Source organism: Prochlorococcus marinus str. MIT 0917 (genome assembly GCF_027359575.1).
Lineage (GTDB): Bacteria > Cyanobacteriota > Cyanobacteriia > PCC-6307 > Cyanobiaceae > Prochlorococcus_B > Prochlorococcus_B marinus_D.
Genome location: NZ_CP114784.1, coordinates 172,142 through 184,714 on the forward strand (window position 1 = coordinate 172,142; position 12,573 = coordinate 184,714).

11 protein-coding genes are annotated in these 12,573 nt (G+C 35.5%); 9 read left to right on the forward strand and 2 right to left on the reverse strand.

Features of this window, described 5'->3' with window-relative positions; genetic code table 11:
• Positions 1-11: 11 nt before the first annotated feature.
• Positions 12-1,346, reverse strand: a complete 1,335-nt coding sequence (gene chlP, locus O5637_RS00910) for a geranylgeranyl reductase (protein ID WP_269605307.1) — start codon at positions 1,344-1,346, stop codon at positions 12-14.
• Between the two features lie 137 nt (positions 1,347-1,483).
• Here chlP and O5637_RS00915 point away from each other — a divergent pair, with 137 nt between their 5' ends.
• The 7 genes from O5637_RS00915 (at position 1,484) to ccsB (ending at position 9,188) form a co-directional block, all read left to right on the forward strand.
• A complete protein-coding gene (locus tag O5637_RS00915; RefSeq protein ID WP_269605309.1) occupies positions 1,484-2,194 on the forward strand; it encodes a M15 family metallopeptidase in 711 nt (236 codons plus the stop codon).
• A 132-nt stretch (positions 2,195-2,326) separates the two neighbouring features.
• Positions 2,327-4,129 carry a translational GTPase TypA gene (typA, locus tag O5637_RS00920; protein WP_269605310.1) on the forward strand — a complete coding sequence of 601 codons (1,803 nt, stop codon included), beginning with the start codon at positions 2,327-2,329 and terminating at the stop codon, positions 4,127-4,129.
• Complete coding sequence (locus tag O5637_RS00925; protein ID WP_269605311.1) at positions 4,129-4,509, forward strand: DUF309 domain-containing protein; 381 nt, start codon at positions 4,129-4,131, stop codon at positions 4,507-4,509. Before typA ends, O5637_RS00925 begins: the two co-directional genes overlap by 1 nt.
• Before the next feature lie 136 nt (positions 4,510-4,645).
• Positions 4,646-6,211, forward strand: a complete 1,566-nt coding sequence (locus O5637_RS00930) for a hypothetical protein (RefSeq protein WP_269605313.1) — start codon at positions 4,646-4,648, stop codon at positions 6,209-6,211.
• 75 nt (positions 6,212-6,286) lie between these two features.
• Positions 6,287-7,012 carry an LPS export ABC transporter ATP-binding protein gene (gene lptB / locus O5637_RS00935; RefSeq protein WP_269605315.1) on the forward strand — a complete coding sequence of 242 codons (726 nt, stop codon included), beginning with the start codon at positions 6,287-6,289 and terminating at the stop codon, positions 7,010-7,012.
• Between the two features lie 3 nt (positions 7,013-7,015).
• Positions 7,016-8,203 carry an LptF/LptG family permease gene (locus O5637_RS00940; RefSeq protein WP_269605317.1) on the forward strand — a complete coding sequence of 396 codons (1,188 nt, stop codon included), beginning with the start codon at positions 7,016-7,018 and terminating at the stop codon, positions 8,201-8,203.
• 37 nt (positions 8,204-8,240) lie between these two features.
• The gene (gene ccsB / locus O5637_RS00945) at positions 8,241-9,188 is read left to right on the forward strand and encodes a c-type cytochrome biogenesis protein CcsB (protein ID WP_269605318.1); all 948 of its coding nucleotides are present in this window, start codon (positions 8,241-8,243) and stop codon (positions 9,186-9,188) included.
• Between the two features lie 18 nt (positions 9,189-9,206).
• Here ccsB and rpe read toward each other — a convergent pair whose 3' ends face one another.
• A complete protein-coding gene (gene rpe / locus O5637_RS00950) occupies positions 9,207-9,959 on the reverse strand; it encodes a ribulose-phosphate 3-epimerase (RefSeq protein ID WP_269605320.1) in 753 nt (250 codons plus the stop codon).
• A gap of 200 nt (positions 9,960-10,159) precedes the next feature.
• On the opposite strand from rpe, the gene glpX reads away from it, so the two are divergent.
• Positions 10,160-11,164 carry a class II fructose-bisphosphatase gene (glpX, locus tag O5637_RS00955; RefSeq protein ID WP_269605322.1) on the forward strand — a complete coding sequence of 335 codons (1,005 nt, stop codon included), beginning with the start codon at positions 10,160-10,162 and terminating at the stop codon, positions 11,162-11,164.
• A 30-nt stretch (positions 11,165-11,194) separates the two neighbouring features.
• Positions 11,195-12,520, forward strand: a complete 1,326-nt coding sequence (locus O5637_RS00960; protein WP_269605324.1) for a glutamyl-tRNA reductase — start codon at positions 11,195-11,197, stop codon at positions 12,518-12,520.
• The last annotated feature ends 53 nt before the right edge of the window (positions 12,521-12,573 follow it).

The following is a 12,573-nucleotide window of genomic DNA, read 5'->3' on the forward strand; positions in this document are numbered from 1 at the left end:
TAATATTGGTATTATTTTTTACTGGTTTTTATACCACCTTTAATCGAACTTACCGCTAACATTTTATTAACTTCTTTATCATCTCTCACTGCACTTGGTACTGGCTTGTATGTGCTTGGTGCTAGTGCTTTTCCTCTTAAAACCGAACCAATTGTTAATAGGGTAAGTTTTAGTTGTTGAAGCGGCTTCATGGCGACCACAGTTTTATAGAGATAGCTATCAAATGTAAGTCTTTGAACATCCATGTCTCCGCACATCTCTACAAAAGCTTCTCTTGCTCCATCACTGGTATAAAAAATTCTTTGGAGGATATCTAAAACTGTATATGTGGTCCCATACTTTTTATCCCATTTTTTTAAATATTTTTTGAGGTCATTCTCTGTGGGTATTATTTTTCCATTTTGACTTGATTCGACAATTTGCTCGGCACACATCCTTCCACTTTTGGCAGCAAAATAAATTCCTTCTCCTGAACTTTTGGTTACATAACCAGCGGCATCTCCAACTAGAGCCATTCTTCCGACAACTCTTCTTGGCCTTGGATGCTCAGGAATTGGATGAGCTTCTACTTTAATGACTTCTCCATTTACGAGCCTCTTCTTTGCTCTCTCTCTAACACCAATCTGGAGACTTTTTATCAAACCACCATTTTGTTTCATTGTCCCTGTTCCCGCAGCTACATGGTCGTATTTTGGAAAGACCCAGCCATAGAAATCAGGTGATACATCTGTACCTACATACATTTCGGCTCTGTCTTCGTAATATTTCATTTCCTCTTTAGGAAGTTTTATCCTTTCTTGAATTGCTACTGCATAGTTGTAATCACCAGCATCCATTGCTTTTGCAACTCTGCTAGTTGCACCATCTGCCCCAACAATTAAATCCACCTCAAGTTGCTTGCCTTTCTCTTCAGATTGGTCATTCAGTATTTCGGTGTAATGCAGTGTATATGGACCTTGCTTATTAGTACCAGTTTCTATTTTTGATACCAATCCATTTACTAAAGTTGCACCAAGTTCTGCGGCGCGATTTCTCATAAAAGAATCCATAACTTCTCGCCTCAACATGCCTATATATTCTTTGTCGCTTCCTGGATAAATATCATCCAAAATAATATCTACTTCTCTATTTGATGGAGATATCATTTTCATGTTCCTCACTTTCCTATCAATAATTGATTCAGGAAGATCAAATTCAGAAACCATACACAATGGAATCGCTCCTCCACATGGTTTTGCATTATCAAGCTTTCTCTCGAAAATCCAAGTTTTAATTCCCGCTTTAGCCAAAATTTCTGCAGCGCATGATCCACTGGGACCACCACCAATAACAGCAACTCTTAACATCTTTGGATGAAAAATTTAGTTCTCTATATATAAAACTTACATCCTTATCTCATAGAAAGTATAAAGATTGGAGATACTCGTTACTATCGAAACATCATTTTTGTGAATTCCAATTGTTTTGACCATAAGCAGATCGTATGAATTACCAAGATGACATCCCGCTGGCAAAAAGGATTAGATCCATTAAAACCTTTACTAACAAGTCTTTTTTGCCTTTAGGACTTCTATTAGTTGGATTTTGTATATCGTTAACGTTTTTAGCTGATAAATCATTTTTACGCCAAACAAAATCTTTAGATGATTCCATTAACTCCACCGAGACAAATAAAAATAAAAGTTTGTTGGGCCATCTGCCTTACCCTGAGGCTTTGAAAAATGAGTTAATTCTTTTCTCTCCAGGTATTTACGTTCATAAGGAAATTTATGAAAATTTTAAGGAAATGCAATTAATGGCGGCCCAAAGAGGCGTTTCTTTACAACTATTAAGTGGTTATAGATCAATTGATTTGCAAAGAGATATTTTTTACGAAAATAAATCTATTAGAAATCAAACTGCTGTAGAGCGTTCTATGGTTTCAGCTCCTCCTGGCTATTCTGAACACAGCACAGGATATGCAATCGATGTTGGTGATGGGAATTATCCAGATACTCATTTTGAGGTTGAATTTGAACAAACGCCTGCTTTTAAATGGATGAAGAGGTTTGCCCCTAAATATCATTTTGTTCTTTCTTTCCCACCCAATAACAAACAAGGAGTAAGTTATGAGCCTTGGCATTGGAGATTTGAAGGGACTGTTAATGCTTTGAGAAAATTTGAAGCTGCCAATAAAATTACAAAATTCAAATAATTTTGACCTAATTTTTTTTACTTCTAATTTTTTATTCGATATTTTAATTGGCATTTAAAACAGCTAAATGAAGTCATGGTGAGATATTCTTTAAATTTCTATTAACCAAAGAAATTTTAATTTTTTTAAATTATGAGTTTTGATATACAGGCCATAAGGAATATCGCAATAATTGCTCATGTTGATCATGGTAAGACAACTTTGGTTGATGCACTTTTAAATCAATCTGGGACTTTTAGAGATAACGAGGAAGTCCCAACTTGTGCGATGGATTCAAATGATTTGGAACGTGAAAGAGGCATAACAATTCTTTCGAAAAACACAGCTGTTACATATAACGAAACCCGTATAAATATTGTTGATACTCCAGGTCACGCTGATTTTGGAGGTGAAGTCGAGAGGGTTTTGGGTATGGTAGACGGCTGTCTTCTTGTTGTTGATGCCAACGAGGGACCAATGCCCCAAACTCGATTCGTTCTAAAAAAAGCTTTAGAGCAGGGCTTAAGACCTATTGTTTTTGTAAATAAAATTGATCGTGCAAGAGTAGAACCCGAAACCGCGGTAGACAAAGTTTTAGATCTGTTTTTGGAATTAGGAGCTGATGATGATCAATGTGATTTTCCTTATTTATTTGGGAGTGGATTAGGTGGTTTCGCAAAGAATGAAGTCAAAAGTGAAAGTGATAATATGAAACCTTTATTTGAAGCAATTATTAGGCAAGTTCCTCCCCCTGTAGGTGATCAGAATAAGCCCTTACAATTACAAGTCACCACACTTGATTACTCAGATTTTTTAGGAACGATAATTATTGGAAGAGTACATAATGGTGTTATTAAAAATGGCCAAAGGACTTGTTTGATAAAAGAAGATGGGAGTATGAAAAAAGGAAGGATTAATAAACTATTAGGATTTAAGGGATTAAAAAGAATTGAAATTGATGAAGCAAATGCTGGAGATATTGTCGCCTTAGCTGGATTTGAAGATGTTTCTATTGGAGAAACCGTAGCCTGTCCTGATGAACCGAAACCTTTACCTCTAATAAAGGTAGATGAGCCAACATTGCAGATGACTTTTGTTGTAAACGATTCTCCATTTGCTGGGAAAGAGGGAAAGTTTGTAACCAGTCGTCAGTTGAAGGATCGTTTAAAAAAAGAGCTTCTTACGAATGTTGCATTAAGAGTCGAGGATACAGATTCACCTGATCGTTTTTCTGTTAGTGGGAGAGGAGAGTTACATCTAGGAATTCTTATAGAGACAATGCGAAGAGAGGGGTATGAATTTCAAGTTTCTCAACCACAAGTCATTTTTAGAACAATTGATGAAATTAAATGCGAACCGGTTGAGACCCTAGTCCTTGATGTTCCTGAGGCTTCTATTGGCGCTTGTATTGAAAGCCTTGGGGTTAGAAAAGGTGAAATGCAAAATATGGAAACGGGCACTGATCATCGAACTCAACTTGAATTTGTTATCCCATCAAGAGGCCTAATTGGATTTAGGGGTGAGTTTATTCGTTCAACAAGAGGTGAAGGCATTATGAGTCATTCTTTTTTTGAATACAGGCCATCTGTAGGAGATTTTGAACAAAGGAGAAATGGAGTCCTTATTTCATTTGAAGAGGGTGTAGCTACTTTCTATTCCTTAAAAAATGCAGAAGACCGTGGACAATTTTTTATTACTCCTGGAGCTAAAGTTTATAAAGGAATGATTATTGGAGAGAATAATCGCCCACAAGATCTTGAATTAAATATTTGCAAAGCTAAACAACTTACCAACATGAGATCAGCTGGTGCAGATGAGTTAGATCAATTGCAATCCCCAATTGAAATGACATTAGAAAGAGCTCTTGAATACATTGGACCAGGGGAGATGTTGGAAGTTACTCCTGAATCTATAAGACTGAGAAAAATTAATGCAAAGAAAAATTTGAAAAAATAATGACTTTTGTAGATAAACAAGATGATTTATTTATAAATGATTATCGTTTTGAAATAGGAATGAAATTATTTAATTCTTGCCAGTGGTACAAATCTCACGATGTTTTTGAAGAGATATGGCATGAGACTGGTGGGGTTGAAAGGCAGTTGATACAGGGAATATTGCAAGTAGCTGTTGCGCAAGTTCATCTAGAAAATAGCAATCTAAATGGAGCGACGATACTTTACGGAGAAGCATTGGGTAGATTAAAAAGATTTCATTTAGGTAATTTTGGATTAGATATTGAAGGGCTTTCTAAATGCGTTTCAATGAGATTGAAATTTCTACAAATTGGTAAAGACCTTTCTGGTTGCAGCGTGCCCGTTCTCAGTTTCCTTTGAAAATTTTGTTAAGTCTCTTACAGTTTTGCAATTTAAAGTGCGATGATTTCATATTATTTTTCTAGTTATCCTTTTTTGCTTAGGTTCAATTTCATCAATCCAAATTATAAAGATAGACATTCTGCATAAATCAAAAATGGAATTTAAAAGAATCAATAAAATAAAATTACCTGATCAGCACTTTTATGAGATATTTTTACCTGTTTTATTTATAATCATAGGTCTATTTGGTGCATTTAATCATGCTCTTTGGAGGGATGAGATGCAAGGATGGCTAGTGGCTTGGCAAAGTGATAATTTAATAGATTTATGGAAAAATAACGCACCATCCGGACATCCTATCCTCTGGTCATTATTAATTTATTTTTCGAAAAATATTACTAGTACACCCATAAGCATGCAACTGATGCATTGGTTTTTAGGTAGTTTAGCAATTATAATTTTTTGGAGATTTAGTCCTTTTGATCTAACTACTAAAGCCATATTTACTTTTGGATATTTTCCTTTTTGGGAATATTTTATTGTGTGTCGTCATTATGTTATAGCAGAATTAATAATATTTATTTTTTGTTCTATTTATCATTTAAAAGAGAAAACTTACATACCATTCTCTTTGTGTATTGGCCTTTTGGCTAATACTCAAGCTTTGTCCTGGTCATTAGCATTTGCTATTGGAATGACTCTAGTTTTAGATTGGTTCTTAAATCCTAATCAACGAAAAAATTATAAAAGCAACAAAAATTGGATTATAGATTTAACTTCTAGTATCACTATCTCTTCTGCGCTATTGTGTTTTGGAGCTTTTAGTCTTCTTCAAGTAAGAGATTCAGTTAAGTTACTTTCTTCTTTTATTGATTTACGTCATTTTCTTAGAGTGATAGGACAGGTTTTTGGAGGTTATATGCTTATTATTCCTAATTCAAGTAGATCGTTTGATTTAGTTTTATGTGCTTTAATTACTTTGATTTTGCTTATTAGTACAGTCACCTTTATTAAATCTTATCGTCCAGCATTAATTTATTTTTTTAGCGGTATTATATTTTTGTTTCTTTTCAACTATTTTTTATTTTTGGGTGATGGATCAAGACATTATGGATATTATTTTCTATTGATTATTACTTCAGTATGGTTGGCACTAGCTAATCAAGATCAGCAATTTATATTTTCTAATCACCAAAATTTATTCACTAAAGGTAATTTATTTCATTTCCCTAGATTACTTACCATTTGTTTAACTATACATTTTGTTGTTGGGATTCATATGGTTATCAATGACTTTCGGGTACCGTATTCTAGTGGAAAGGAAACTGCTCAATATATTCAGAATAAAGGATGGGAGGATTTTCCAATATTTGCAACTAGAGATGTTGAAGTGGCTACAGTTTCGGGATATCTTGATAGAGAATTCTACTTGCCTGAATTGAATGGATATGGAAGTTATGCTCAGTGGGCTAATCGACTTATATTAGACAGGAGTAATACAAAAACATTTGATGAAGTTCAATTATATTTAGATAAATTTCCTAATGTAAATAAATTATTACTACTTTTAAGTAATCGATCATCTATTAAGAATTTGGAGCCAGGTGATGTCCCTCTTTACTTTGAAAAATTTAGTGTAATTGCTGATTCAAAATTTGAGAACTCCTTTCATGATTCAGAGATGTTCTACTTATATTGGGTTGAGAGAATTGTTGATTAACCTCATATATGAGATCTATAGTTTATTATCGAATAATTCTTATGTATAAGCTTCTACCTGATAGGTTCTATTGAAATGACTCTACTTATTGAGAGTTTGTACTTAACTTTATCCAATAAAAATATTGTAAAAAACGTTAATTTAAATGTTAACCCTGGGGAGGTCGTTGGACTTTTGGGGCCAAACGGTGCGGGTAAAACTAGTACTTTTAATATGATCGTGGGTCTGATTAAGCCAAATAAAGGCAATATCTACTTGGATGGAAATAGTATTGAAAATTTTTCGATGACAAAAAGAGTTCAATTAGGAATAGGTTATTTACCTCAAGAACCAAGTGTTTTTAGAAATCTTACAGTTATTGAGAATTTGGATATTGCGCTTTCTCAAGCTAAGTTATCAATTTCTCTTTTTAGGAAAAAACGTGAAGAATTGATTGAGGAATTTAATTTGGTCTCTTTCCTTGATCGCTTGGGACATCAACTTTCCGGTGGAGAAAGACGCAGATGTGAAGTAGCAAGAGCGTTAGCTGTAGGACGTTTGGGGCCGAAATTTTTACTTTTAGACGAGCCTTTTGCAGGAATTGATCCTATAGCTATTAATGATCTACAGAATTTAATTAAGAAGTTAAAAAATAAGAATATAGGTATATTAATTACTGATCACAATGTTAGAGCAACATTGGCTATAACCGAAAGATCTTATATCCTTAATCAAGGTGAAATTCTTGCAGACGGATCTTCAGATCAACTAACAAGGAATGAGGTTGTTAAACAGAGTTATCTTGGTAATTCATTCGATTAAGCTATGTTTAATAACATATTTTTATTATCTAGAGTTCAAAATTTACTAGAAAGGAAATGCAAAATAATTCCGTTGTTAGATAGATGGATACTTTTTGAATTACTACCTCCTTTATTGTTTTCAATAGCCGCTTTTACCGTCGTATCTCTTTCGGTAGGAGTTATTTTTGATTTGATTAGAAAAATAGTTGAGATTGGTCTACCTTTCTCTGTTGCTGTTCAGATTCTATTGCTAAAATTACCTAGTTTTATTGTTATTTCTTTCCCTATGGCAATGTTACTTTCAACCTTATTAGCTTATGGAAGTCTAAATGATAATAGTGAAATAAAGGCATTGAAAAGTATTGGTATATCAATATATAGACTGATTTTACCTGGCTTAATCTTATCGATATTTATGTCATATTTGACCTTCATTTTTAATAATAATATTGTTCCAAGTACAAATAAAAATGCTGAAATCATGTTAGCAAATTCCTTAGGTAAATCTTTTACAAATGAACAGGGAGAAGATATTATCTTTTCAAAGAAAGGAGAAATTTTAGATCCATATTCAAGCTATAAAAAAAGAGGAGTTACTCACCTTTTTTATGCTTGGAAATTTATTGATGGGCAAATGTTGGATGTCACAGTAATTGATTTTTCAAAATTGGGCTTCACTCAAATGCTCAAGGCAAAAAAAGGAATTTGGAATAGTGATAAAAATAATTGGGAGTTTTTTGAAGGAGATATTTTGACACTTAGTCCTGACGGAAGTAATACAAGAACAAAATTCTTGAGTTTTTTATATCCATTAGGTACTGAACTTACAAATATTGCTCAACTGCCAAAAGATGCTAATGATATGAATTTAGGAGAAGCGAATACGGCTTTGGAGTTATATCGAAGTAGTGGCAATATTAAAGAAGCAAGAAGAATGAAAGTAAGAATTCAAGAAAAATTTACTTTACCAATAGCTTGTTCAGTTTTTGCTTTGATTGGTTGTAGTTTTGGTGTAATGCAAAAAAAAGGAGGGGGCCGAAGTCAAAGTTTCGGGTTAAGTATTATTTTGATACTTATCTATTACATTTTGAGTTTTAGTTTTAGTTCTCTTGGAGTCAAAGGAATAATAAATCCTTTCTTTGCTGCTTGGTCTCCTGTCTTTTTGTCTATGTTAGGAGGAAGTTTCTTGTTAAAACAGGCAAGCAAATGACCTGATCTTTCTAAATAATCTCTAGTTGCTTTTATCAATGCTTGATTTTCAGTCAAATAATTTTCCTTTTGACCCCGTTGTTTCTCTTGGGTTTGTAGCCTTTCTTTCCTTATTAATTGCATTGCCTATCTCGTTTTGGTCAGTTGCTGGTAGCCGTGATTCCTCAAAAGCTAGATTTTTAGTCGCAATTTCCAACCTTTTTCTAACTAGTCAATTGATTCTGAGATGGTGGCAATCGGGACATTTCCCAATTAGTAATCTCTATGAGTCTCTTTGTTTTTTGACTTGGGGTTGTACCTTGACTCAACTTTTCGTTGAAAGATCATGGCGCTCCCCAATAGTTTCTGCGGTGGCGACTCCTATCTCATTACTTTCAATAGGTTTTGCTAGTTTTGTTTTACCTGAGAATTTGCAAACTTCTGCTCCTTTAGTTCCAGCACTTAGGTCTAGTTGGTTGGTAATGCATGTGAGTGTAATTATGTGTTCTTACGCTGCATTACTAATAGGTTCGATTTTGTCTTTTGGTGTCTTTCTTGTTGATGGAACAAAGCAATTGAATATCCGTAATAGCTCATTTGGGTCTGGTTCGTTTAGGCGAATTTCTGAGCTATATCTTGATGACAGAAATGGGAACCTAAATTCAATAGATCCGGTTGAATTTACAAATGCTGAGCAACTTGACTCTTTAAGTTATAGATCAATAACGGCTGGTTTTTTGTTGCTTACAGTAGGTCTTATTAGCGGTGCTGTTTGGGCTAATGAAGCTTGGGGTAGTTGGTGGAGTTGGGACCCTAAAGAAACCTGGGCTTTGATATGTTGGTTGGTTTATGCGGCTTATTTGCATACTAGGCTAACAAAGGGATGGCAGGGGAAAAAGCCTGCATTGCTTGCTATAGCAGGCTTTTTTGTTATTATTGTTTGCTATATTGGAGTTAACCTTCTTGGAGTTGGTTTGCACAGTTATGGTTGGTTTTTTGGTACATAGTAATTAATATTTAACTAGCTATTTTTCTATAATTATTCCATTCTGTGCATCATTAGCTACTTTCCTTAGTGCCTCACAACCTTCTTTAAGTGTTGGATAAGCAAACATACCGCTTCCTGCTATGAAACAATTTGCCCCTGCAGCGCAGCATTGAGATAATGACCAATCTGCTTTTATTCCTCCATCAACTTCTATATCAACATTGTATCCATTTTCTATAATTAGTTTTCTTAATTTAGTGATTTTGCTGAGCATTGTTGGAATATAAGCTTGCCCGCCAAATCCAGGGTTAACAGTCATTACTAGAACGTGATCAACCATATCAAGCACATCCTTGACCATTTCCATTGGAGTATGAGGATTAATGGCTACGGAGGGAGACCCTCCTAGTTGACGAATCCTGCCAAGAATTCGATGAAGGTGAACATTAGCTTCAGCATGAGCAATTACAACTCCTGGCTCTCCGTTTGAACCCTTACTTGCTTCTACATATCCCTCAAGCATGGTTTCACAATTGTATTGACTAACCATTAACTGAGTCTCAAATGGAACTTTGCAATACTTTCGGCATGCGGAAATCATTTCAGGACCGAATGTGAGATTTGGAACGAAGTTCCCATCCATTACATCAAATTGAATTCTGTCTACACCCGCCAATTCAAGCTCTTTTACGCATTGCCCCATGTTTGCCCAGTCTGCTGGCAAGACTGAAGGGATTATTTGGACTGGACGGTGTTCAGAAAAAATTGCTGAGGAAATTGATTGGTTCATTGTTTTTTGTCTTGTGGCAGAGAGTCTATTAATTCATGGTCACAAGTTCTAGTGTGACCATGCACTGATACAGTAATTATTGCTTATCAACAGATAATAAGTTTTTTGTGAGTACTTTTTTCTGAGCATTTTTCAATGCCCTCAATTACTTACAATATTGTCTGCCTTAAGGCGTAAATTTCTTTACCTAGCTGCAAAAAGTGGATCGTACTCTCGTCCAAGAAATTCTTGAAGTAGTTGAGCAAGCTGCAATTGCTTCGGCTCAATTGACTGGTTTGGGTCAAAAAGATGAGGCTGATGCCGCTGCCGTGGAGGCAATGCGAAAAAGAATGGGAACGATTCAGATGCAAGGAAGGATCGTTATTGGAGAAGGAGAAAGAGATGAAGCTCCAATGCTTTATATCGGAGAAGAAGTTGGATCAGGAACAGGTCCTGGAGTTGATTTTGCGGTAGATCCTTGTGAAGGGACAAATTTATGTGCCAACAGCCAGCGTGGTTCGATGGCTGTATTAGCAGCTTCAGATAGGGGTGGATTATTCAATGCTCCAGATTTTTATATGAATAAATTAGCTGCTCCACCAGCCGCTAAAGGCAAAGTTGATATCAGAAAAACTCCTACAGAAAATATAAAAATCTTGAGTGACTGTCTAGGTATAGCAATAAGTGATTTAACCATTGTTGTTATGGATAGAGCTAGACATAAAAATTTGGTTTCTGAAATCAGAGCTACTGGTGCCAGAATTCAGCCTATCTCAGATGGAGATGTCCAGGCGGCAATAGCATGCGGCTTTGAGGGGACTGGTACGCATTGCCTAATGGGTATTGGTGCTGCTCCTGAAGGAGTTATTTCAGCAGCTGCCATGAGGGCACTTGGAGGACATTTTCAAGGACAACTTGTTTATGATCCCGCAATAGCTCAAACATCAGAATGGGCTGACTATACAAAAGAGGGAAATATAAAAAGATTGAATGAAATGGGCATAACTGATATTGACAAGATCTACGAAGCAAATGAACTTGCTTCAGGAGAAAATGTTGCTTTTGCTGGTAGTGGGATCACAGATGGATTGCTTTTTGATGGAGTTAAATTTGAAAAAGATTTCACCAGAACGAGTAGCCTTGTGATTAGTACGCTTGATCAAACAGCAAGATTTACTAATACCGTTCACATCAAAGATGGTGCTCAAAGCATCTCTTTGAAGTGAGATTTAAGTAAATAAAGTAAGGGGCTGCTTATGCATATTGCTGTCGTCGGTCTTAGCCATCGCACGGCCCCAGTCGAAGTGCGAGAAAAGCTAAGTATCCCGGAAGAAAGCGTTGAAAAATCGTTTAATAATTTAAAGAAAATTGATCAAATATTAGAAGTTTCAATATTGAGTACATGTAACAGGCTTGAAATTTATAGCTTAGTTAAGGACCCTCAATTAGGAATAGAAGCAATTAAATCTTTTCTTCTTGAATTTTCAGGCCTTGAAGATGAGACTTTGTCCCCACATTTATTTAACTTTGTCCAAGAGAAAGCAGTTTCTCATGTGATGAGAGTTTCAGCTGGTTTGGATAGTTTGGTTTTAGGAGAGGGACAAATCCTTTCTCAAGTAAAAAAAATGGTACGTCTTGGCCAAGATCATCAAAGTCTCGGCCCTATCCTAAATAGACTATTAACACAGGCAGTTAGTACTGGTAAACGCGTAAGAAGCGAGACAAATCTTGGAACTGGTGCAGTTTCTATAAGTTCTGCGGCTGTAGAACTAGCTCAATTAAAACTTGGTCAAGCACACGGAAGAGACCAATTAATGAGCTTAGAAACTGAAAAGGTTGCAGTTGTTGGGGCTGGAAGAATGAGTCGTTTATTGCTTCAGCATCTTCAATCAAAAGGATGTTGCTCACTTACTCTTTTAAATAGAACGAAGAAAAGGGCTGAGGACCTTTCAGCAGCATTTCCCGATATTCAAATTGATTGTCAATTAATAGATGAGCTTGATAGCTGTCTCTCACTTAGTACTCTTGTCTTTACTAGTACAGCTGCCAATGAGCCAATAATTGATGCTGCAAAATTGAATAAAATCGATAGAAAACCTTTGCTAAGACTTATTGATATTGGAGTCCCGAGGAATATTTCTTCTGATGCAAAATCAGTTTCTGGGATTGAATCTCATGATGTTGATGATCTTCAAGAAGTCGTATCGAGAAATCAAGAAGCAAGGCAAAAACTTGCCTTAGAAGCGGAAGGTTTGATAGATGAGGAGTGTCGTATTTTTCTGGAATGGTGGGATAGTTTAGCGGCAGTTCCTACTATTAATTGTCTTAGATCTGGTTTGGAGTCAATAAGGAAAGAAGAACTTCAGAAGGCATTAAGCAGAATGGGACCTGATTTCTCTGCTAGAGAACGAAAAGTTGTTGAGGCATTAAGCAAGGGCATCATTAACAAAATACTTCATACCCCAGTGACGAAATTAAGAGCACCTCAATCAAGGAATGAGCGTAGAGATGCTCTTGATGTGATTGAAAAACTTTTTAATCTCGATGTTTCTAGTTCTTTAAACAAGCCCAAAAACAACTGATATTGTTATTTACTTTTGAATTTCTTACTACATATCACTTTTTTCTGGATTAA

Bases quoted from the DNA above. Each gene is read 5' to 3' on its own strand.
- typA (WP_269605310.1), top strand. From the start codon at position 2,327: ATGAGTTTTGATATACAGGCCATAAGGAATATCGCAATAATTGCTCAT.
- O5637_RS00930 (WP_269605313.1), top strand. From the start codon at position 4,646: ATGGAATTTAAAAGAATCAATAAAATAAAATTACCTGATCAGCACTTT.
- O5637_RS00915 (WP_269605309.1), top strand. From the start codon at position 1,484: ATGAATTACCAAGATGACATCCCGCTGGCAAAAAGGATTAGATCCATT.
- O5637_RS00960 (WP_269605324.1), top strand. From the start codon at position 11,195: ATGCATATTGCTGTCGTCGGTCTTAGCCATCGCACGGCCCCAGTCGAA.
- rpe (WP_269605320.1), bottom strand. From the start codon at position 9,959: ATGAACCAATCAATTTCCTCAGCAATTTTTTCTGAACACCGTCCAGTC.
- O5637_RS00925 (WP_269605311.1), top strand. From the start codon at position 4,129: ATGACTTTTGTAGATAAACAAGATGATTTATTTATAAATGATTATCGT.
- lptB (WP_269605315.1), top strand. From the start codon at position 6,287: ATGACTCTACTTATTGAGAGTTTGTACTTAACTTTATCCAATAAAAAT.
- O5637_RS00940 (WP_269605317.1), top strand. From the start codon at position 7,016: ATGTTTAATAACATATTTTTATTATCTAGAGTTCAAAATTTACTAGAA.
- ccsB (WP_269605318.1), top strand. From the start codon at position 8,241: ATGCTTGATTTTCAGTCAAATAATTTTCCTTTTGACCCCGTTGTTTCT.
- chlP (WP_269605307.1), bottom strand. From the start codon at position 1,346: ATGTTAAGAGTTGCTGTTATTGGTGGTGGTCCCAGTGGATCATGCGCT.